This window comes from Kamptonema animale CS-326, assembly GCF_028330895.1.
Classification (GTDB): Bacteria; Cyanobacteriota; Cyanobacteriia; order Cyanobacteriales; family Microcoleaceae; genus Kamptonema; species Kamptonema formosum.
In genome coordinates this window covers 13,277-34,055 of sequence record NZ_JAQMUA010000489.1, presented here as the reverse complement: position 1 = coordinate 34,055, position 20,779 = coordinate 13,277, and the positions used below count along the sequence as shown (strand labels likewise).

Annotated in this window: 21 protein-coding genes and 1 pseudogene; 5 read left to right on the top strand and 17 right to left on the bottom strand. The window is 44.9% G+C overall.

Annotated elements, in window-relative coordinates:
* Positions 1-115: 115 nt before the first annotated feature.
* The 3 genes from PN499_RS28650 to PN499_RS28640 form a co-directional block, all read right to left on the bottom strand.
* Positions 116-1,915, bottom strand: coding sequence for an efflux RND transporter periplasmic adaptor subunit (locus PN499_RS28650; RefSeq protein WP_272036942.1), 1,800 nt, complete (start codon positions 1,913-1,915; stop codon positions 116-118).
* Between the two features lie 376 nt (positions 1,916-2,291).
* Entirely contained in the window at positions 2,292-2,912 is a 621-nt protein-coding gene (locus PN499_RS28645) for a PadR family transcriptional regulator (protein WP_272036940.1), read from the bottom strand.
* A complete protein-coding gene (locus PN499_RS28640; protein ID WP_272036938.1) occupies positions 2,913-3,116 on the bottom strand; it encodes a hypothetical protein in 204 nt (67 codons plus the stop codon).
* A gap of 22 nt (positions 3,117-3,138) precedes the next feature.
* On the opposite strand from PN499_RS28640, the gene PN499_RS28635 reads away from it, so the two are divergent.
* Positions 3,139-3,438: a hypothetical protein gene (locus PN499_RS28635; protein WP_272036936.1), complete on the top strand. Its 300-nt coding sequence runs from the start codon at positions 3,139-3,141 to the stop codon at positions 3,436-3,438.
* Positions 3,439-3,522: 84 nt separating this feature from the next.
* Here the strand turns inward: PN499_RS28635 and PN499_RS28630 are convergent, their stop codons facing one another.
* The 6 genes from PN499_RS28630 to PN499_RS28605 form a co-directional block, all read right to left on the bottom strand.
* Entirely contained in the window at positions 3,523-3,693 is a 171-nt protein-coding gene (locus tag PN499_RS28630) for a hypothetical protein (RefSeq protein WP_272036934.1), read from the bottom strand.
* Between the two features lie 60 nt (positions 3,694-3,753).
* Positions 3,754-3,960: a hypothetical protein gene (locus PN499_RS28625; RefSeq protein ID WP_272036933.1), complete on the bottom strand. Its 207-nt coding sequence runs from the start codon at positions 3,958-3,960 to the stop codon at positions 3,754-3,756.
* Positions 3,961-4,011: 51 nt separating this feature from the next.
* Complete coding sequence (locus PN499_RS28620; RefSeq protein WP_272036931.1) at positions 4,012-4,689, bottom strand: hypothetical protein; 678 nt, start codon at positions 4,687-4,689, stop codon at positions 4,012-4,014.
* A 132-nt stretch (positions 4,690-4,821) separates the two neighbouring features.
* Positions 4,822-5,325 (bottom strand): hypothetical protein, encoded by a 504-nt coding sequence (locus PN499_RS28615; RefSeq protein WP_272036929.1) that lies wholly within the window; start codon positions 5,323-5,325, stop codon positions 4,822-4,824.
* Between the two features lie 4 nt (positions 5,326-5,329).
* The gene (locus PN499_RS28610; RefSeq protein ID WP_272036927.1) at positions 5,330-6,022 is read right to left on the bottom strand and encodes a KilA-N domain-containing protein; all 693 of its coding nucleotides are present in this window, start codon (positions 6,020-6,022) and stop codon (positions 5,330-5,332) included.
* Positions 6,023-6,105: 83 nt separating this feature from the next.
* The gene (locus tag PN499_RS28605; protein ID WP_272036925.1) at positions 6,106-6,228 is read right to left on the bottom strand and encodes a hypothetical protein; all 123 of its coding nucleotides are present in this window, start codon (positions 6,226-6,228) and stop codon (positions 6,106-6,108) included.
* A gap of 121 nt (positions 6,229-6,349) precedes the next feature.
* Here PN499_RS28605 and PN499_RS28600 point away from each other — a divergent pair, with 121 nt between their 5' ends.
* Entirely contained in the window at positions 6,350-6,607 is a 258-nt protein-coding gene (locus PN499_RS28600) for a helix-turn-helix domain-containing protein (protein WP_272036923.1), read from the top strand.
* 12 nt (positions 6,608-6,619) lie between these two features.
* A complete protein-coding gene (locus PN499_RS28595) occupies positions 6,620-10,483 on the top strand; it encodes an ATP-binding protein (protein ID WP_272036921.1) in 3,864 nt (1,287 codons plus the stop codon).
* Positions 10,484-10,533: 50 nt separating this feature from the next.
* Here PN499_RS28595 and PN499_RS28590 read toward each other — a convergent pair whose 3' ends face one another.
* From PN499_RS28590 to PN499_RS28580, 3 genes are all read right to left on the bottom strand, one after another.
* On the bottom strand, positions 10,534-11,103 hold the full coding sequence (locus tag PN499_RS28590) for a Uma2 family endonuclease (protein WP_272036919.1): 570 nt from the start codon (positions 11,101-11,103) through the stop codon (positions 10,534-10,536).
* 2 nt (positions 11,104-11,105) lie between these two features.
* The gene (gene ruvB, locus PN499_RS28585) at positions 11,106-12,209 is read right to left on the bottom strand and encodes a Holliday junction branch migration DNA helicase RuvB (protein ID WP_272036917.1); all 1,104 of its coding nucleotides are present in this window, start codon (positions 12,207-12,209) and stop codon (positions 11,106-11,108) included.
* A 247-nt stretch (positions 12,210-12,456) separates the two neighbouring features.
* On the bottom strand, positions 12,457-12,939 hold the full coding sequence (locus PN499_RS28580) for a flavin reductase family protein (protein WP_272036952.1): 483 nt from the start codon (positions 12,937-12,939) through the stop codon (positions 12,457-12,459).
* 387 nt (positions 12,940-13,326) lie between these two features.
* Between PN499_RS28580 and PN499_RS28575 the strand changes: the two genes are divergently transcribed.
* The gene (locus tag PN499_RS28575) at positions 13,327-15,129 is read left to right on the top strand and encodes a calcium-binding protein (RefSeq protein WP_272036915.1); all 1,803 of its coding nucleotides are present in this window, start codon (positions 13,327-13,329) and stop codon (positions 15,127-15,129) included.
* Positions 15,130-15,277: 148 nt separating this feature from the next.
* On the opposite strand, the pseudogene PN499_RS29725 reads toward PN499_RS28575, so the two are convergent.
* From PN499_RS29725 to lgt, 5 genes and pseudogenes are all read right to left on the bottom strand, one after another.
* Positions 15,278-15,508 (bottom strand): annotated as a pseudogene (locus PN499_RS29725) (type II toxin-antitoxin system RelE family toxin); the annotation flags it as partial.
* Positions 15,509-15,539: 31 nt separating this feature from the next.
* Complete coding sequence (locus tag PN499_RS28570) at positions 15,540-15,872, bottom strand: hypothetical protein (protein ID WP_272036913.1); 333 nt, start codon at positions 15,870-15,872, stop codon at positions 15,540-15,542.
* 147 nt (positions 15,873-16,019) lie between these two features.
* A complete protein-coding gene (locus PN499_RS28565; RefSeq protein ID WP_272036911.1) occupies positions 16,020-16,856 on the bottom strand; it encodes a dienelactone hydrolase family protein in 837 nt (278 codons plus the stop codon).
* Between the two features lie 190 nt (positions 16,857-17,046).
* Complete coding sequence (cobM, locus tag PN499_RS28560) at positions 17,047-17,829, bottom strand: precorrin-4 C(11)-methyltransferase (RefSeq protein WP_272036909.1); 783 nt, start codon at positions 17,827-17,829, stop codon at positions 17,047-17,049.
* Between the two features lie 116 nt (positions 17,830-17,945).
* The gene (gene lgt / locus PN499_RS28555) at positions 17,946-18,857 is read right to left on the bottom strand and encodes a prolipoprotein diacylglyceryl transferase (RefSeq protein WP_272036907.1); all 912 of its coding nucleotides are present in this window, start codon (positions 18,855-18,857) and stop codon (positions 17,946-17,948) included.
* 731 nt (positions 18,858-19,588) lie between these two features.
* Between lgt and rlmN the strand changes: the two genes are divergently transcribed.
* Positions 19,589-20,638 carry a dual-specificity RNA methyltransferase RlmN gene (gene rlmN / locus PN499_RS28550; protein WP_007355472.1) on the top strand — a complete coding sequence of 350 codons (1,050 nt, stop codon included), beginning with the start codon at positions 19,589-19,591 and terminating at the stop codon, positions 20,636-20,638.
* Positions 20,639-20,779: the final 141 nt, after the last annotated feature.

The following is a 20,779-nucleotide window of genomic DNA, read 5'->3' as shown; positions in this document are numbered from 1 at the left end:
CTAATGGAAGACAGGCTAATGGCTAATTACTAATTACCCATCTTCCCTATCTTCCCCATCTTCCCCATCTCCCATCTCTTCCTCTTTCCCTAGTCCCTAGCCCCTAGTCCCTTCTTCAATTTTTGCCACTCCCTGCTGGTAAATTTTTTCCTTCCCCTTCTCCTTTTCCTTGCCCTTCTTCTTGAGCCATAATCGGAGCGCCATCAGTCAGGTTGAGGATACCTGCAACAACAATTTTTTCCCCAGGTTGTAGCCCTTCGATAACTTGGTAATTATTGCCATCAATAGTTCCTAATTTCACTGGCTTTTGCCGCGCTATTAAAGGAGGCATTCCAGGTTTTTGTTGTTCGGGCTTTTGAGCGGCAAAGACAAAAGTTTGCCCGCCTAAGCGAGTGACTGCTGTTACTGGAACTAAAAGGCCAGGATTCTGTTTCCAGATAACTTTGGCTTTCACGAATTGCTGATTGAGCAGTTCGCCGCTGGGATTGGCAAAGGTGGCTTTAGCTAAAATTGTCTGGGAATTAGCGCTGACATTCGGGGAGATAAAACTGATTTGCCCTTTGGCGATCGCTTTGCCTTGAGCATCAAGCATTTCTACTGGCAATCCTAAGCGTAATTGAGGCATCCGTTCCAAAGGAATTGATAACCGCAAGTCTAGCAATTGATTCTCAGTTAGAGCGGTGAGTACGTCCCCTTTTTGCAAGTAATCGCCGACTTTCACGGGTACGTCGCCGATAACTCCCGCGAAGGGTGCGGTGAGCGCTGTTTCTTGCAGTTGTACCTCAAAACCACGCACTTGAGCGGCAGCTTCGGCAACTTGCGCTTCAGCTTGATCGATTTGTTCTTGGCGAGTGCCGTTGGCTAACTCTGCTAATCTGCTCTTGGCTTGTGCGACTTCTGCTTCAGCTTTGGCGATTTCCTCTGGGCGCGAACCGTTTTGCAGTTGCCGCAAAGCTTCTCGCTGCTGCTGCAAGGCTCCTGTCCGCCGCTCGATCTCCGCTTGCCTGTTCTTTTGCCGCTGCTCAAAGCGCCTCTGGGCTTCTCGGAGGTTAGCTTTGGCGCTACGGTCTTTTTGGATGTATTCCTGGAGGGTGTTCGCTGACTCTGCACCTTCTTGCGCCAATGCTTGATATCTGACGAGTTGCTGGCTGGCTAGTTCTGCCTCGGCTTTGCTTGCCTCTATTTGCGCTCTGGCTTGGGCGATGTCTTCTAGGAGACTGCCGCTTTGAGCATCGGCGAGGTCGGCTTCAGCTTGGCTAACGCGGGCTTGACCTTGGCCAACTTCTTCTGGCCGAGAACCCGATCGCAGTTGGGCGAGGTTGGCTTGGGCTTGAGCGACTTGGGCTTGAGCTTGGGCGATTTCTTCTGGTCTTGTGCCTGCTTGCAGTTCGGCTAAGCGCGATTGAGCGCGGATTAGGTTGGCTTGGGATTGTCTCAAGTCAGCTTGGGCGCTGTCGCTTTTGATGCGGGCGATCGCTTGTCCTTGTTCTACGAAGTCGCCGGATTTGACAAATATCTCTGTAACTAGCCCATCGATTTCTGGTTTGATTTCAACTGAGCGTTTTGCTTCTAAGCTGCTGACAAATTCAGAGCTATCTTGAACCGATCTCGTTTCCACGGATGCCAGTTTTACTGGTATGCCTTGAGGTTGGGTTGCTGCTGCTTGTTGTGGGCGAGCGTGACTGGATTGCCACCAGTGCCAGCCGCCGAAACCTGCGCCTAGTGCGATCGCGATCGTGGCGATTAGGGGCCAGCGCGATCGCGGTTTACTAGGGCGGGGGCGATCGGCAATCGGGGGGAAATCGTCTGGTTGATAGCTATCTGCATCGGTTGGGTGAATTTCCGATGTATTGGCTGTTGGAGACTGTTGATCTTCAGCATCAACGACGGATTCAGGGGATTTAGAATAAGTCATTTACAACACCAGTTAGGTTTTTTACATTGGACTTACCCACTTTTGGGCTGATTAGACCTCTGGGACAAGTCCTTTAACTCTTTAGTCCACGCGGGGGACTTTATTCGTTTGGCAGCGATTTCTATCGCCTCATGTTTTTGTATTGCAATCAGGTGTCATCTTTCGATCCCCCTAACCTCTCTTAATAAAGAGAGGAATTTTGAAACTCCTTGAACAGGAGAAATCTGGAAAGCCCTTACCAACAGAATTGAGAATTTGTTTGGTTTTAGTCCCGAAACATCTAGCGGGGTTGTGGTTATGATTACTTATAGGAAAGTTTTTTGTTATCTCTCAAAAGTTAGGATGTCTAGGGGAGATTACACATCCTTCTTTTGACTCACCCGATTGGGTGAGTGCGAGCCTTTTCCTTTTTCAAAGGCGAATTCAGAGCCGTTGGTGAGTCTCGCACTCCGACGTAGGCGCAGCCAGCCGCAGGCATCGCGCTTTGTTCTTTGGCTACTTGCTCGGTTAACCAGTCTATCTCTAACGCTAGCAATGATTTGCAGCGATCGCGAGAGGCGAATTGATAGTCGTCGGTTAGGGGATATTCGCTCTTGAGGCTGTCGATGTAGTCCTGTCGCAGGTAACAGACTCGCAAGCGGTGTTCCAACAATTTCAGGCGTTCTGCGGGTTCTAAGTCGCCAAAAAAGAAGAATTTGATTTGGAACCGGGAACCGCTGTTAACCCAGCTTTCTTGGGGGTGTTCGAGCATTTTCTGCCGCCAGAGTTCGCGTCCAGAGGGGGTAATTCCGTAAATTTTGCGCGGACATCCAGCATCTCCGGCTTCTTCGGCTATTGTCACAATCTGGCCTCGCTCTTCCAAACGCTTCAGGAGTGGGTAAATCGCTCCGTAGTTGACGCTGATGCAACTGCTCATAAACAGCTCCAGTTGTTGTTTTAGCCGATAGCCATGCTGAGGCTGCCGCTGTAGCAGACCCAGGGCTGATAATTCAAGCATTTATATCAAGCTGATATTATATTCTGGATTATATACTAAGTATTTAACGAGCGCAAGTAGCAATTCGTCCTGAGTGTTAGCAGGTAAGGTGGTGGCGATCGCACATCGCCTAAGTGCGATCGACTGTTGACATTTGCGGTGTGGAAGGGTGCGATCGGTTTTCTGTGAGATGAGTGATGATAGGATTAAGTTAAAGCGGTGCAAACTAATTCACATATAATGACAGATGAAACTCGATGAGAATATCGAATCAATTCTAAATTCTATTCCCAATGAAATTCACTGGAAAGACATCGTACAGTTTGAAAAACTAGACGAGCGCGTTGCCATTGCTAATGACCTTTGTGCGAATATTATTGGTATAAATGAAGGTACTATTGAATGGTGTCCTAATGAAAACCCACCCAATCATTTAGAAAAGCTGGTTTGGTGGTGGGTTGTCCGTCCAGATTTAGGAGCAGCGATCGCAAAAGAAGCTCCTCAAGAGTTCAGAAAGATTATCAGTCAGTACATTTTGCAAATTTGATAAAAATCTAGGATTACATAATCTAGAATAGTAAATAGCACTCGGTACTTACTTTTTAGATTTTCCGTAAAGTAGCTGTCGGAATTATTCAGGAATCGTTTCTAGTTTGTCAATGAATTGGCGCAGTTTGGTTGGATCGATTTTGCCGGGTTCAAGAAAAATGACCAGTACCTGAGTGCGATCGCTCATATTCTGCGGTAACTCGGTTAGTTCGATTTGCCCATTCTGATAAACGCCTTCGATAGTTTTGAGCATAGGTCGCAGCAATGGGGTAATGGCTCTTTAAAGATTGTATCCGAATAATGTTGCATCCTGCTATAGCTCCGGCTTGCAATCGACAAAGGATAGAGCCTCTTCATCAAGATAGCCTGCGATCGCCATTTCAATTACTGCCCAAACTGGATAGTTCATTCTTTTAGCTCGGATTTCGAGTGCGTTACGAATGTTGTCAGGTAATCCTTCGAGAAAGATTTGTGCTAATTCAGGGGAGAGATGTTCGGTGATAGTAGGCTGAGTTTGCATAGAATTAGTCCCTCGCTGGAATTTTTACCTTGCTCGCGGCTGTTCCCCAAGTTAGTCTGCATCTTTGTCTTCACGCAGATAGAAAACTATCTCACTATCTGGGATAGAAAACATTGTTAATAACTTGTGGATACTATCACGAATCGAGTTAGCGGACAAATTGGTTTCAAAATAGAGCTCCCCAGCAAATTTTTCAGGGCACTTCATTGAGTTGGGGGTACGAGAAACATAAACTTTATCTTTTCGGCGACCTTTGGCAAACCCACTTTCGGGCAGTTGGTTAAAAATATCGAGAGATTTCTTGGATAGATGTTTGATCGTTGTCCTGTATATTGCCTTCCATGTATTTAATCCTTCATATATTTGATTCTCCAGTTTCATTCCACATGGTCGCTTGTAGCAAAAATCCTCATTAATGCTGTGGGCTTGGTTCTCGTTATACTCAAAATTTTTGCTTTCTTGCCCCTCATGTCCGGTATCGTGAATGGGTGTACTGGACTCATTCAAAATAGAGATGTTTTCAAACTGTGCAAGAGTAGAACCTATATTTTGAACCACTTTACTAAAAGTATCAACTTGCTGATTATACTCCTTCTTTAAGCGGTAGCCACAATCCAGTGCTTCGGAGTCGTTATGATCAATACTCAGCCACATATCATCGGATAAAGCCAGCAGGTCTTCGCTCAACTGTTCTAGGGCTATTTTGATCTTGCTTATTCTTGTGTTCATTTTAAGGCTAACTTATAATGATGCTGTTAGGATTATACTCTATAGTAATAGTAATAGACAAGCTGGACAAGCTGGAGAACTAGCAGGAGTAAACGATCGCTAAATACCAATAATTTCTCTCAAACGATCGCTTTATCCACATAACTTCTGGATATATGCAATTATTTCGTCTTTAGATCGTAAGCGATCGCCAGGAACATGGTAGGAAGGATAAAGATAGTGAGTTGTTCCAGTTAAACGAGTTTTCCTTCCATCAACGACTAATCCATGTTTAGACGGGGAAATGTACCATTCGGTACTTGGACGTTTAGGGGTAACAGCACCCCAATATAGCTTTGAACTAACCCAAATAATTATTGCAGGGGGATAAACCCATTGCTTGCTTTCGACTTCACCACACATCCAGCCTCTAGGATAGAATTGTCTGGCTTGATCTAATGTTAAAATACTTGCTTTAACACTTTTTACAGATATCCATAAAATTTTTTGACCGGAGTTATCATAAATTGGTATATCTTCATCAGTCTCAAATTGTGTCTTGATAGATTGTCCAGCATTAAATCCTCTTCTTTGCAAACCCTCTCTAACTTTTTCTTCAGCTAATTTACCTTCTTGCAGAAATTGCTCCCAGCTCATTCGATTAAAAATCCTCAATCTCTTCTAGGTTTAAACTAGAATTTTCAATTTCTTTTTGATTCTCTAAGATCGCCAAAGAAATTTGATTGCAATAACTACTAACTTCTTCGTAGTTACCCGCTACCCACCCCAGAGGCGTAATTGCATAGTAATTGTCAACATAAACTCCTTTGTGAATTAGCTCTAGAGTATCTACCATTGCTTTTGTAAGTATTTCTTTAAGTTCAGGAAATTTTGAACAAGCTTCATCAATAATATCCCAATACTGAGTAAATTTATTCTCAATATTTGTGGAGTCGAGAAAACTTATATTTGCAGCAAAATTATCAGGCTCTTGCTTAGCAGGAGCTTGACCTGCAAAAAGCCCTTGTTTTGCCCATTCAAATACCCTTGTTTCAGAGTCTGGAAATAGCCACATGGCAAAAGGAACAGCAAGATTAGGATGTATCCAGATTTCTATTTCTCTGTTTTTACCCTCTATTCTTTTTTGCACAAGCTCATTAACTGGAAGTTTCGTTTTATTAGATAACTCCTCTAAAAATTGATTGGTTTTCTCATTTTCAAGCCACTGGTTAGGGCTTCTATATTTACCTGTTTGATTCTCATAAGCTCTTGTTAATTTAGTTGCACTAATATAGCCATCAGATTGACGCTGACTGACGACCAATTCACCCACTTGATGTTCAATGTACTCCATTTCAAAACTCCTGTTTTTTGAAGAGTAAAGTAGTTTTATTAATAAAGGATAAGATATTATCTCACTTTTACTATGTTACTGCATTAACCTGCAACAAGTTGTAATACCTCAGCAATAGACCGATCGCAATTTTCTTGAGCCGATCGCATCAAGTTTCCAATCGAGACATCTGTAGCATCACAATCCGACTTTTCTGATGTCCACAAAAAAATTTATTCCTTCTCAAAATCTCCTCTTCAAGATAGAGACAGACGGTATGTCACTTGTCCTATTTTTAGTATGTGCTAAACGTTCGTAACGCCGATAACGGCAGGAGATGTCCTAGCAATGTCGTTAACGATACCGTTGGAAATTGCCGCTGTAATCCGTGAGCTTCGGCAGCAACTCGGTCTTTCCCAGGAAAAGTTGGCTGCCAAACTAGGAGTTTCGTTCCGCACCGTCAATCGCTGGGAAAACGGGCGTGCAGTCCCTTCCGCTTTGGCCTTGAAACAGATTGAGGAGTTGCTACACCAGATGAGCGATTCGTCAAAAGCGACAGTACGCAAATTTGGCAAGGAACTGTTAGCCCAGTATTTTGAAGAATAAGGAGTGGGGACGGTGGTTGAGGACTTGGCGGTAGTCGTTAAAAACCTGTTCGCAGGTGGTGGAGAGATGGGATCGCTCATGCGCTCCTATGATTGGTCAAAAACGCCCTTGGGCCCTGTGGAACAATGGCCTCAAAGCTTGCGATCGGCATTAAGCATTTGTCTCAACTCCCGATTTCCCATTGCCATTTACTGGGGATCGGACTGCTTGCTACTCTACAACGATGCTTGGCGACCGATCGTTGGTGATAAGCACCCCTGGTCTTTGGGCCGTCCCGGATGCGAGGTCTGGCCGGAAATTTGGAGCGAGATTGGGCCAGAATTTGAGAGCGTTTTCACAACGGGCGAAGGCATCTTTCATCACGACGAGCTTTTGGCGATGCACCGTTTCGGATATACCGAAGAGTGCTTCTTCGACTATACATTCAACCCCATTCAAGGTGAGGGTGGTGGAATTGACGGCATTTTAAACATCGTCAGTGAGACGACGTACCGGGTTTTAAACGATCGCCGCGCCCAACTTCTCCGAGAAGTAGCATCCAAAACTGGCATTGCCAAGACCACCGAGGAAGCCTGCAAGTTGATGGCAGAGGCTCTCAGGTCAGATCCTGCTGATATTCCGTTTTCGCTCCTCTATCTAATTGACATAGAAGGAAGGTACGCTCATCTCTGTAGCGGTACTCAGTTCGGATGGGATGAGCATATAGCTCCGCCGATGATAGACCTCAATGCAGGGGATGACCCGCATGGTTGGCCCATTGCCCGCAGCGTTCGTAGTGCCCAGCCACAACCGATTTATGATTTGGTGACGCGCTTGGGGAAACTTCCTGGCAGTCCTTGGCCTGAGCCACCGCAGGAAGCAATAGTATTACCCATTGCCGTAACGGGACAGGCCAAAATATTGGGGGTACTTGTCGCTGTGGCGAGTCCGCGCCGCAGACTGGACGATCGCTACCGCGATTTTTTAGGTCAGATTACCGGACAGATCGCCAGTGCGATCGCTAACGCCAGTTCCTATGAAGAAGAGCGACGGCGGGCAGAACAGCTTGCCGAACTAGATCGGGCCAAGACGGTGTTTTTCTCAAACGTGAGTCATGAATTCCGCACACCCCTAACCTTGATGCTCGGCCCCGTTGAAGAAGCCTTACAAGCAACCCAGGATGCAGAGCAGCGCGATCGCCTGGAACTGATCCATCGCAACGCCTTGCGCCTCCAGAAGCTAGTCAACACACTGTTAGATTTCTCCCGCATTGAAGCCGGACGGATTGAAGCCGTATATCAGCCAACAGACTTGGCGATGTTAACAACAGAGCTGGCAGCGGTTTTTGAGTCAGCGATCGCGCGGGCAGGGCTGCATTTGCAGGTAGATTGTCCCCCACTACCAGAACCCGCTTATGTAGATCGGGAGATGTGGGAGAAGATAGTGTTGAATCTGCTCTCTAACGCCTTCAAATATACCTTTGAAGGAGAGATTGCCGTTATTCTGCGCTCCCGTAACGAGCAGATTGAACTAGAAGTGCGAGACACAGGTATTGGCATTCCCGCAGCAGAACTACCTCATATATTTGAGCGGTTTCATCGAGTGCAGGGGGCAAGAGGACGAACTTACGAAGGGTCAGGGATTGGTCTGTCATTAGTTCAAGAACTCGTGCGCTTGCATGGCGGCACAATTAGCGCGAGTAGCATCGTCGATCGCGGAACGAGTTTCATCGTATCAATTCCCACTGGATGGGATCGTCTACCGAGCGATCGCATTAATGCCACTCGTACTCTGACATCAACTGCAACCGGAGCCACCCCCTATGTGGAAGAAGTATTACGCTGGCTTCCGGAACCGGATTTGGGGGGGCAGACTTTAGATTCTGGATCAAAAGAATCTGACTCAACATTAGAAACGACTAAAATTGGGTTCCAAGCTGACAGTTTGCAAGCTCAAATCCCCAATCCCAAATCCAAAATTGTTTTGGCAGATGACAACGCCGATATGCGTAACTATGTGAAGCGTCTGTTGAGTCAGCAGTATGAAGTAGAGGCAGTAAAGGATGGGGCGGCTGCATTAGCCGCTATTCGTGGGCAACTCCCCGATCTCGTACTCACAGATGTGATGATGCCGGAACTGGATGGATTCGAGTTACTGCGGGAGTTGAGGGCGAATCCCCAGACAAAGGAGTTGCCTATTATCCTACTTTCTGCTCGCGCGGGGGAAGAGTCTCGGATTGAAGGACTAGAAGCGGGAGCCGATGACTATTTGATTAAACCCTTTTCTGCTCGCGAACTGTTGGCACGAGTTGAGGCGAATCTAAAAATGGCTCAGTTGCGACAGGAGGCAACTCGGCGGGAGCAAGTACAGCGACGAGTTGCAGAAAAAGCCAAAGAGCAATTGGAGTCGGTTTTATCCACTATCAGCGATCAGTTTTTAGTCTTAGATCGGGAGTGGCGTTATCTCTATGTCAACGATCGCGTGATGGAAACGGTGGGACTGGAAAGGGAAGCTTTGCTGGGAAGAAGTGTTTGGGAGGTGTTTCCAGAAGTGGTGGGCACTGAGTTTGATACGCGAATACAGCAGGCGATCGCACAACAAATTCCGGCTCATTTTGAATACTACTACTCCACCTGGAACCGCTGGTTTGAAAATCATGCCTATCCCTCACCAGAGGGAATAACAATTTTCATTACTGAGATTACCGATCGCAAACGCGCTGAACAGGAACGGGAACAACTGCTTGCCCGCGAACAAGCTGCACGGGCGGAGGCTGAGCGGGCAAACCGAGTCAAAGATGAGTTTCTGGCAATTGTCTCTCACGAACTGCGATCGCCCCTGAATCCCATATTAGGCTGGTCAACACTTCTTCAAACTCAAAAGCTAAGCCCAGCTAAGACTGCTCAAGCTTTGAACGCGATCGCACGGAATTCCAGATTGCAAGCTGAACTGATTGAGGACTTGCTGGATCTCTCCCGGATTCTGAGAGGCAAACTTAGCCTCAATGTTTTTCCCACCGATTTAGCATTCACTATTCAATCGGCAATGGAAACGGTACGGTTGGCGGCGGAAGCTAAGTCGATTCAAATTCACACTATGTTTGAACCAGACATAGGGTTCGTTTTAGGTGACTCCAGCCGATTACAGCAAGTGATTTGGAATCTGCTTTCTAACGCGATTAAGTTTACACCCGATGGAGGATTAGTTCACATTCAACTAGAGCGATGTGGCACTCAAGCTCAGATTATTGTGAGCGATACGGGTAAGGGTATTGACCCGGACTTCCTCCCTTATATATTTGAATACTTCCGCCAAGAGAATAGCGCTACGACCCGCAAATTTGGGGGATTGGGGCTGGGGTTGGCGATCGTTCATCACTTGGTGGAATTGCATGGCGGGACTGTCGAAGCAGAGAGTCCAGGGGAAGGACAGGGAGCCACCTTTACTGTCAAGTTGCCACTGATGCAAAGCTCACCTCAAATCAACGAGGATAGCAACAAACCGTCTGAACCAGCTTTAGATTTGGCTGGCATTCAGGTTTTAGTCGTGGATGATGATGACGATACGCGAGAGTTTATTATTTTCCTGATCGAGCAGTATGGAGGGAATGCGATCGCTGTTGCTTCCGCAAATGAGGCACTCGTTGCTTTAACCCAATTCCAGCCCGATGTATTGCTCAGCGATATCGGGATGCCAGAGGTAGACGGCTATATGCTGATACAACAAGTGAGAGCCTTGCCACCAGCACAGGGCGGTCAAATTCCGGCGATCGCTCTGACTGCTTATGCGGGAGAAATTGACTATCAGCAGGCCATGTCAGTCGGCTTTCAACGGCATATTCCCAAGCCAGTAGAGCCAGCCAAACTCGTTGAGGTGATCCTCAGTTTAGTTAAATAGAGCGAGTAGGGAATTTGTTAACAGAAAAGGTAGAGCGATCGCGCCTTTCTCTAACTCTTTCCCAACTTCAACCACCCAAACACATCACCTACCGTTAACTGCAATTTAACCAAGTCTGGAACTGGCAAGATATCCCCCTCTTCCGCAAACAATTCCGGTTGTTTCCCAGGCGGATAAACTAACACCGATCGCACATCTGGATCGAGTAGCCAACCCAATCGGCTACCATGTTTTAAACAATGCAAAATATTACCAGTCACCTTAGTTTGACTTTGATCTGGAGACAGAATTTCAATCGTCCAATCTGGATAAATTGGGAATACATTAGCAATATCACCATTGTCATCAACAGGTATCCTTTCCCAGGCGAAAACCGTCACATCTGGCACAACTGAACGACCGCCAAAACTGCACCGCAATTCTGGAAATGCTAGGGCAATTTGCGTAGGTTCAACTACTGCATTGATAGCTGTCACCAGTTTACCTTGAAGAATGCTATGTTTTCCTTGTGGCATTGGTTTCTGAATAACTTGACCATTGATATATTCACTTGCAGGCTTAGTTTCTGGCAGTTTCAAAAACTCTTCCAGCGTGAGATTTTTTGTAGGTATCAGTACCATTTCTATTCCTCCGCGTCAATATAACCCAAATGTTTCCAAGCCGCAGGCGTAGCGATCCGGCCGCGATTTGTCCGCTGCATAAATCCAATTTGCATCAAATAAGGTTCGCAAACTTCTTCAATAGTTTGGGAGTCTTCACCTGTAGCCGCAGCGATAGTTTCTAAACCAACTGGCCCGCCATTAAAACTTTCAATCATTCTGCTAAGAATTAACCGATCCGTCCAATCTAAACCTAAAGGATCGACATTAAAAAGTTCCAGAGAAATTGAGGCAACTTCGGCATCAATTGGTGTTAAATTTTTGACTTCGCTGTAATCTCGGACTCGTCTGAGCAAGCGGTTAGCTATTCTAGGAGTTCCGCGAGCTCTGCGGGCAATTTCTTGGGCTCCTTCTGTGGTGATGGGGGTGTCGAGAACTTGAGCACTTCTAAGTACAATTGAAGTTAATTCATCAATTTCATAAAAACGCAATCTTTGGATAAATCCGAAGCGATCGCGCAAGGGTGCAGTCAGCGAGCCCACTTTCGTAGTCGCCCCCACCAAAGTAAAAGGTTTCAAAGGAATGCTGCGAGTTTTAGCAGTCTTACCCTGACCGATGGTAATATCTAAACGGCAGTCTTCCATCGCCGGATAAAGGATTTCTTCTGCCACCTTCGAGAGGCGATGAATTTCATCGAGGAAAAGAACATCTCCAGCCTTGAGACTAACTAGCAATCCTACAATATCTCGCGGTTTTTCCAATGCGGGGGCGGTGGTAATCTTGCAACTAACACCCATTTCCTCAGCAATAATCAGCGACATCGTAGTTTTGCCCAATCCCGGCGGGCCGTACAATAATAAGTGATCTAGGGGCTCATTTCTGGACTTGGCCGCTTGTAGCGCGATCGCCAAAAACTCTTTTAAATCTTTTTGCCCAATATAATCAGCCAATCGGTGAGGCCGAATTTTCTCTTCCTGCTTGTTAGTGCTTTCCTCATCAGCAAAGGCTTCCGGTTCCACCAGAGATTCCGGCTCAGTTTTAGAAGCTTTGCGGCGGCGGGGAGGTTTAGTGAACTCTTCGGGTAACTCTGGAGAGGGGGGCTGTTTTTTAGAAGAAATAATTGCCATATCGATCGCTATCAGACATGAGGAATAAGTAAAAGGAAGAAGGAAGAAGGAAGAAGGAAGAAGGAAGAAGGAAGAAGGAAGAAGGAAGAAGGAAGAAGGAAGAAAAAAGAAGGAAGAAGGCTTTAGTTATCTAACTAAGAAAGATGGATTTATTTACCAATATAAATTTAAATAGGATTTACCCCACTCTATTTATAGCGCCGCCGTATCGGCGGTGCCTTTACCGCCGATACGGCGGCGTTATGTTTTAACCGCCATAATTCCAGCCAGTGCTTTCGAGTAGAAGGGGCTCGCCTTCACGGTGAACGCCTGCGGCGACGACTTCTCCAACATAAACAGTGTGGTCGCCATGTTCAACAGCACCAACAACTTTACACTCTATATAGCCTAGAGAATCTGAGATAATCGGACAGCCTGTTTCTTCTCCCAAATAAAATTCTACATCCTCAAACTTATCGCCAACGCGCCGCTGAGCTTTGAAAAATTTCTGGGCGAGTTCTTTTTGTCCAGCTTCTAGGAAACTCAAGGCAAAAACGCCGCTGGCTTTAATCATGGCATGGGACTTGGAATCTTGCTTAACGCAGTTCACGACTAGAGGAGGCTTAAAAGATGATTGCATCACCCAGCTAGCGGTGAAACCATTCACTTCCTCGCCGTCCTTAACGCCGCAGATGTATAGTCCGTGAGGAATCTTACGCAGGATTGTCTGTTTTGCTTTTTCGTCTAGCACGGGCGTACCTGTCTGAATTGGTTGTACATAGATTAGTTTAGCAATCTCTATACCTACCACCCACTTATTATATAGATTTTGGCAAGATATCTATTGCTCTATTAGCTAGATGCAGTTTTGAGAGTTTTGGGTAGCACAGCGTTTAAAAGTATCAGCACTTGGGCAAAAACAACTTATTCCTGTCATTACGAGCTAAGCGATCGCAAATTTATCTTTTTAGTTGATGCGGTCTAAGTCCTAAGTATATTGAAAAAAAATTAGAGAAAAATTCTATAAAAATCAACCGGAAAAAACCAACCTCGCTTGTATCTATGGTACGGGAACTGTCACATCAAGCGACTTTACCCAATTAATTGACTGATTTTTTCACGCATAGGTACGTAAAGCATGGCATCCGTAATTGTAGCAAATACAGGCAAAGATGAGATTATGTCTAATACTCTTAGCTCGGAAGATCTCTTAACTCAACTATTAAGTGAAATCGAAAGCGGAGAAGATGATTCTGAAGAAGAAACCAGCGATGAGGAGGATGATGATAGCAGTAGCGATAGTATCCCTGGTGCATTTTTTTCTACTGATACAGATTTTAATAATATCAGTGGCACGGGTGGTAATGACACTCTCAATGGGGAAAATACCAATGATACTCTCTCTGGCTTAGCTGGTGACGATCGCATTAACGGCGGCGGCGGAGCAGACTTGCTCGTAGGCGGTCTAGGAGACGATATTTATACTCTACCTTTGACCTCTGGAGGTACAAGAATTCAGGATGAAGGAGGAGGTAATGACGAGCTAAATTTCATAGGTGAAATTAAGCTAGAAACAAGCCTAACAGTTGGCAAGGTGGGTATGGCGAGGAATAACACTAGCTTAGTGGTAGATATTAATAAAGACGGGAAATATGAAGCGGATCGGGATTTAACGGTTGAAAATTTCTTTGCTAATGAATCTAAAAATCAACCAGGATCTGGCGCGATGGATTTTATCGCGCAGTACGACATATTTGAACTAATGGCTTTAGTTAATCCGATTCCAATTACCCCTACTCTATCTCCGTCTCCATCTCCACTACCAACATCAACTCCAACTCCATCTCCAATTCCGTCTTCAACTCCGCTACCAACATCAACTCCAACTCCATCTTCAATTCCGTCTTCAACTCCGCTACCAACATTAACTCCCTCTCCGTCACCAATTCCGTCTTCAACTCCGCTACCAACATCAACATCAACTCCATCTCCCTCTCCAATTCCGTCTTCAACTCCGCTACCAACATCAACATCAACTCCGTCACCAATTCCGTCTTTAACTCCGCTACCAACACCAACTCCAACTCCCTCTTTAACTCCGCTACCAACATCAACTTCTACATCTACTGAGACAATACGCATCAACTTTTTTACAGGTTCGCAAACTCCGCCAAATACCGATCCATCAGGAGTCCCAGAATTTCAGGTAAAACAGTTAGAAAGTGAGACATTTTTTAGCTTATCAGATAGAGATGATAATCTTTTCTTAGCTAGCTATCCCGAAGCTGCTAACAAGTCTATTCAAGCTTTGAATGGTAGCGATCGCGTGCGCGGTACTGACCTAAATGACAATATCAATGGTAACAAAGGTAATGACACAATTGAGGGAGGAAGCGGCGACGATTCTCTGCGGGGAGGTAAAGACTACGATCGGCTTTTTGGCAACACTGGAAATGATATTGTCAATGGTGGTAATGAAGATGACAGCCTTTATGGTGGAGTGGGTGATGATATTTTACGCGGCGGTAAAGGTAAGGATCTCCTCTTCGGTGAAGAGGGGAACGATTTGTTAGTTGGTGATTTCGATCAAGATAGTTTAGTCGGTGGTGCTGGTAGCGATCTTTTTGTGCTTCAATCTCGCAAAAAGGATTCATCGAGCGATACTTCTACTAATCCTGCTGAAGTAGACATTGTTGCTGATTTTCAATTAACTGATGGTGATAAAATTGGATTAGTTGGGTTGGCGAATAATGCTCTCAGTTTTGAATCTATTCAGATACAGGTAAATGACGGCACATCTGAGTCTGCTACTGCAATTAAAATTAAGGCAAGTGGGGAGTATTTAGGAATTGTCAAGGGGGTAGCTGCTAATGATATGGCGGCGCAACCATCTAATTATTTCCTAGATGTGAGTAATAACCAGAAGTTAACCCTGGGTTAGTGGCAAAGAAACCGGGTTTTTTTACCGAATCTATCGGCTGTAGCGAAGTATTTTCGTAAAAAACCCGGTTTCTGGGGCCTCAAAGAGTATGCGATAGCCAATTCCCCAACTTCTTCTAAAGTAAGGTAATCAAAAAGGCGATCGCTTTTCACTCATAAACTTCGCGCCGATGTCCAACTCTATCAATAATAATTACCTTGGCTTCAGAAATAAATTCATAAACCACTCTGTAGTCACCTACTCTTAACTTATAAAAACCACTCCAGTTCCCTGTTAAAGGTTCAGGAGTAATTTGCTCAAAATTAGTAGCTAACCAGTTAATTTTATCTATTATTCGTTGTCGAATAACCCCTGTTAACTTTTCTATATCAGCCAGTGCTTCTGGTTCATACTATAAAGAATAACTCACGCTAATTTACTCCTAATTTTTGGTAAGCATCAGTGGCTGAAATACGTTGTCTTCCAGTGCTTCGATGCTTTTGTATTTCTAATAAATTTTCGCGAAATTCTGGCTTCAATTCTAATCCTCGATCGGGATCGCTAAAATACTCGTCTAAAGACTCTTTTATAGTAAGTTGAATTAAATTCTGAAGTTCCTGGGATGATATACCTTGATTTACTTCATCAGGTCTTTGTGCTTCCACCTCTTGACTAACTATTTTTTGTAAGTCTTCGAGTAATTGTAACTGGTCACTTATTCTTAAGCTTTGGACTTGTTGCAGTATTTCGTTATAAGTTGCCATAGATTTTTGCCGTAAGATAAATGTGATTTCAATATTATATATTAAATGCAGGTTTTTGTCAAAAGTATATTTCTCAATTGCTAATTAAAAAAGAAAAGCGATCGCTCTTTTTTATTAGTAAAAAAAAGCGATCGCTATCACCGTCATTTAAGCAACTCCATGCTGCTTAAACCAAGCTTGTAACCGCTTCCATGCGTCCTGAGCTTCTTTTTGGCGATAAGTCGGGCGATAATCGGCATTAAAGCCATGTGGAGTATCTGGATAAAGCACTATTTCCGAACCGCTACTTCCAGTTTTGAGAACCTCGCGCATTTTCTCAACTGTATCATTGGGAATATTATCATCTTTACCACCGTAAAGTCCTAAAACTGGCACTTTCAAACTAGCTGCAATATCAATCGGATGTTTAGGAGTTAAAGGAGTTGGTTGAGATATTAAACGTCCGTACCAAGCTACACCAGCTTTGACTTTGGGATTGTAAGCTGAGTATAGCCAAACGATGCGGCCGCCCCAACAAAATCCTGTTATTCCTAGTTTGTTAATGTCGCCTTTTGATGATTTTTCTGCCCAAGCTACGGTTGCATCTAAATCCGACATGACTTGAGTATCTGGAACTTTTGAGACAACTTTGCTGATGATTTCTGGAATGTCGGTCATTTTGGAAACATCGCCTTGACGGGCGAACATTTCAGGTGCGATCGCTAAATAACCCAATTTGGCAAAGCGGCGGCAAATATCCTGAATGTGAGCGTGAACGCCGAAGATTTCTTGCACTACTAATACTACTGGGAAATTGCTGCCCGTTGCAGGCATTGCTCTATATGCTGGAATTGAACCATCTTCAACAGGAATTTTGACTTCTCCTGCTACTAAACCAGTGGTATCTGTGGTGATAACTGTGGCAGAAATGGGGTGAGCTGCTAATGCAAATCCAGCAGCTAATGTGGTGATTGCAATGAATTTTCTGCGGGTTAATTCTCTCATTGTTGTTAGTTGTTAGTTGTTAGTTGTTGGTTGGTGATTGGTAATGGGTAATGGGTAATTGGTAATGGCTAATTGCTGATTTGGTACTTAGGGGTTGTGAAATGAAATCTTTAAGTCAAAAAACTCATAACCCTTTGTTGTTCATTAGCTATTAGCCATTAGCCATTAGCCATTAGCCATTAGCAATTTCTCATTTTTGACGGAATAGATGAGTGTGTTCGGGATGGTAAAGGCGCGATCGCCCTCCTACTGCTCCCAAGGCTGGACTGATTACATACATCGTGGTTCTAATTAATTTATTATCGCGGGTACTAACTGCCATTTTGTCAAGAGAAACGAGCAAAATTTTTTCATCTGGCCAGCCTAAACGGTAACAAATTGCTACGGGTGTATCGCTGGGGTAATGTTCTGCTAACTTAGCTTGAGCTGCTTCGACGTGGCGGGCACTCAAATATAAACACAAACTGGCCTGATGTGCGGCTAAACTGGCTAATTCTTCGCGTTGCGGGACTTCTGTGCGGCCGCCGATCCGGGTAAGAATAATAGTTTGTACTCCTCCGGGTATTGTCAGCTCAACTTTGAGTTTAGCGGCTGCTGCCTGAAAAGCGCTAATTCCCGGTATTACCTCAAAAGGGATGTCAGCTTCAGCCAAAGCTTGCATTTGCTCGTGTATGGCGCTGTAGAGGCTAGGATCGCCGGAGTGAAGGCGGACGACAGAAAGTTGCGATCGCACTCGTTCCACCACGATCGCTAAAATCTCTTCCAGTGTCTTATTCGCAGTTTGGATAATCTCAGCATCAGGGCGGACACCCTGTAGAATTTGCTTAGGTACCAGGGAATCGGCAAATACAATTACATCAGCCTTAGCCAGTAACTTTTGAGCCTTAACTGTCAATAAGTCCGGGTCGCCTGGGCCAGCCCCAACTATATAAACTCCAGGTGTTAGAGAATCAGTAGGATCGATCGCGTTCATTCAAAAAAATTCTGCTAATTTTGGTAATTGATCCGGGTTGACCGCATCTTATTTAGAAAACAATATTGGTAGATGCACCCTGGTTTGAACCCTAGAGACCAATCTCTAGGGTTTTTTTAATTATTGGTATCAGCATCATCCCGCGATCGGTTAATATTGGTTGGCTGTTGGTTTACTGAGACAACATCTGGCAAAGGGCGATCGAAAAAGTAAAGCCAAACTAGCCCCATCAATCCTACCAAAATACCTGTCAAGCTTACTACCTGAGCAATTCGCAACGGACCCAACATCAAACTATCAGTTCGTAAGCCTTCAATCCAGATGCGGCCAGTGCTGTAGGTTGCTATATAAACTAGAAATAACGTGCCTGTTTTCAGGCGGCGTTTTCCCTGTAAATCTTGAAAAAATAATGTTAGTAATAACCCGAATACTGTTAAATTCCATAAAGACTCGTAGAGAAAAGTAGGGTGAAAATACTCAAACTGTCTGTATTCTGGAGGCAGTCCATAGCGGTGTTCGGGGGGTATATACAATTTCCAGGGCAAATCTGTAGGGCCTCCGAAAGCTTCGGAGTTGAAAAAATTACCCCAGCGACCAATGGCCTGGCCTAAAATTACAGAAGGAGCCATCAAATCTGCTAATTGCCAGAAAGAAATTTGCTGAATTTTGGAGAATATTAAAGTTGCTATTAGTCCGCCTAAAATAGCTCCGTGGATGGCAATTCCACCTTTCCAAATTGCAATGATATCGCCTGGATTTTGACTGTATTGTTGCCACTCGAAGAGGACGTAGTAGAGTCTAGCACAGGGAATCGCTCCCACAACTAGCCAGATCGCGAGGTCGCCAATGGTTTCGGGGTTGATGCGGCGGCGTTCGGCGAGATATTGGGAAAGGTTAACGCCAATTAAAACTGCTGAGGCAATTAAAAGACCGTACCATCGGATCGATAGGGGCCCCAGGCTGAAGATTATAGGGCCTGGGGAGCTAAATTGAAAGGCTAAGGGTAGGGCTGGATGGTTTAGCAACATGAAAATTTAATCGATAGTGGTTGAAAACTGTAAGATCCGCGCACCCTGTACGAAACTACAGACTTGATTTTATGTTGTGGCGGTGACATGAGTGCAATATTCGCTCAAATTTCTAGAACTTAGACAAAGAAACCGGGTTTCTTAGAAAAATCCCTGATTTTTAACTAGATATCTACAAAGAATACACAAAGAAATCGGGTTTCTTAGAGAAATCCCTGATTTTCAACTAGATATCTACAAAGAAACCCGGTTTCTGACCTCGACGTGGGTAAGTCTTGATTTCTAGTTGATGGCGGATGAACTTTAGGATAGTGGTTAATGACACGGGGACGAGTAATGCCCAAAAATGAAGAGTGGGAATCGCTGAAGTTTTGATAGTTAATTAGGAGTGTAAGGGCGATCGCACGGTGGGATAGGGTTCGGAATTTGCGATAGAGGAGTTACGCACTCAGTACGATTTTCTGTGATTGGGAGTCAAACAAAGCAATCTCAGACTTTTATATTTGGGTGAGAGTGCGTAAGTGCAATTGGCTGAAATTGCGATCGCGCAAAACAAACAGCGTAACTGAAATAGGACTTACGCAGGAAGTCGCAGAAATCGGTTTTTGAGAGCATCTGTAGGTCTGGGCGAAGTATTTTCGTCAAAAAACCCGGTTTCTGTGGTTGGGTGCGTAAGTCCTGTGAAAGCGAGTTAAGTTAGTAGTAGTTCGTTTTTAGTTTTTCTCCGTCCTATGCCCGTTGTCGAATCCCCAACGCCCCATGTCTCTTCTTCCGCGCCCCTTTTAGGCGCAAATCTTGCGGAGTTAACAGCATGGGTGCAGGAGCAGGGACAACCTGCTTACCGCGCTAAGCAGTTACATCAGTGGATTTATGAGAAAGGCGTGCGATCGCTTTCGGAAATCTCCGTCTTCTCGAAACAGTGGCGCGAAAGTCTGGCAAATGTGCCGATCGGTCGCTCAATAATTCACCATCGCTCAGTTGCTCCAGATCAAACTGTAAAATATCTTTTAAAGTTAGCCGATGGTCAAATTGTGGAAGCTGTGGGTATTCCGACAGAAAAACGTTTGACTGTTTGCGTTTCTTCACAGGTTGGCTGTCCGATGGCGTGCGATTTTTGTGCTACTGGTAAAGGTGGTTTTCAGCGCCATTTAGCTAAGCATGAAATAGTCGATCAGGTGTTAACGGTTCAAGAAGATTTTAAGCGGCGCGTCAGCCATATTGTATTCATGGGTATGGGGGAACCGCTACTGAATTTGGAAAATGTGGTGGCGGCTGTTAAGTGCCTGAATGAAGATGTGGGTATTGGACAGCGAAATATTACAATTTCGACGGTGGGCATCCGCGATCGCATCCGCCTATTAGCCGAACATCACTTACAAGTTACTCTCGCTGTCAGTCTTCACGGTTCTAATCAAAAGTTACGGGAAAAGCTAATACCGAGCGCTCGTAATTATCGGTTTGATGAATTGATGGAAGAATGCCGCGAATATGTGAAGATTACCGGCCGAAGATTGAGCGTTGAATATATCCTGTTAGCAGGCGTGAATGACCTGCCAGAACACGCTGCGGAATTAGCTGATAATTTGCGCGGTTTTCAATGTCATGTTAATTTGATTCCTTACAATCCGATTGCAGAAGCTGATTACGAGCGTCCAAGTCAGTATCGAATTAAGGTTTTTGTTGAGGCTTTAAAGGCGCGGCATATTGCAGTTAGCGTGCGCTATTCTCGCGGGTTAGATGCAGATGCAGCCTGCGGTCAGTTACGGGCATCGCGAGTTTAAGAGTATGGTGGGTAGGGTGGGCTGTTTCATTCTCCATTCTAAAATTTTAAGACATAACCCCGCAGCCCCTTCCTGGAACCAGGACTGTTTCATTCTACCCAAAAAATTGTTTAACATCTCCCCCAACCCCTCTCCTAAAAT

Bases quoted from the DNA above. Each gene is read 5' to 3' on its own strand.
- PN499_RS28650 (WP_272036942.1), bottom strand. From the start codon at position 1,915: ATGACTTATTCTAAATCCCCTGAATCCGTCGTTGATGCTGAAGATCAA.
- PN499_RS28620 (WP_272036931.1), bottom strand. From the start codon at position 4,689: ATGAACACAAGAATAAGCAAGATCAAAATAGCCCTAGAACAGTTGAGC.
- PN499_RS28610 (WP_272036927.1), bottom strand. From the start codon at position 6,022: ATGGAGTACATTGAACATCAAGTGGGTGAATTGGTCGTCAGTCAGCGT.
- rlmN (WP_007355472.1), top strand. From the start codon at position 19,589: ATGCCCGTTGTCGAATCCCCAACGCCCCATGTCTCTTCTTCCGCGCCC.
- PN499_RS28600 (WP_272036923.1), top strand. From the start codon at position 6,350: ATGTCGTTAACGATACCGTTGGAAATTGCCGCTGTAATCCGTGAGCTT.
- ruvB (WP_272036917.1), bottom strand. From the start codon at position 12,209: ATGGCAATTATTTCTTCTAAAAAACAGCCCCCCTCTCCAGAGTTACCC.
- lgt (WP_272036907.1), bottom strand. From the start codon at position 18,857: ATGTTGCTAAACCATCCAGCCCTACCCTTAGCCTTTCAATTTAGCTCC.
- PN499_RS28570 (WP_272036913.1), bottom strand. From the start codon at position 15,872: ATGGCAACTTATAACGAAATACTGCAACAAGTCCAAAGCTTAAGAATA.
- PN499_RS28590 (WP_272036919.1), bottom strand. From the start codon at position 11,103: ATGGTACTGATACCTACAAAAAATCTCACGCTGGAAGAGTTTTTGAAA.
- PN499_RS28615 (WP_272036929.1), bottom strand. From the start codon at position 5,325: ATGAGCTGGGAGCAATTTCTGCAAGAAGGTAAATTAGCTGAAGAAAAA.
- PN499_RS28625 (WP_272036933.1), bottom strand. From the start codon at position 3,960: ATGCAAACTCAGCCTACTATCACCGAACATCTCTCCCCTGAATTAGCA.
- PN499_RS28565 (WP_272036911.1), bottom strand. From the start codon at position 16,856: ATGAGAGAATTAACCCGCAGAAAATTCATTGCAATCACCACATTAGCT.
- PN499_RS28630 (WP_272036934.1), bottom strand. From the start codon at position 3,693: ATGCTCAAAACTATCGAAGGCGTTTATCAGAATGGGCAAATCGAACTA.
- PN499_RS28645 (WP_272036940.1), bottom strand. From the start codon at position 2,912: ATGCTTGAATTATCAGCCCTGGGTCTGCTACAGCGGCAGCCTCAGCAT.
- cobM (WP_272036909.1), bottom strand. From the start codon at position 17,829: ATGAACGCGATCGATCCTACTGATTCTCTAACACCTGGAGTTTATATA.
- PN499_RS28575 (WP_272036915.1), top strand. From the start codon at position 13,327: ATGGCATCCGTAATTGTAGCAAATACAGGCAAAGATGAGATTATGTCT.
- PN499_RS28635 (WP_272036936.1), top strand. From the start codon at position 3,139: ATGAAACTCGATGAGAATATCGAATCAATTCTAAATTCTATTCCCAAT.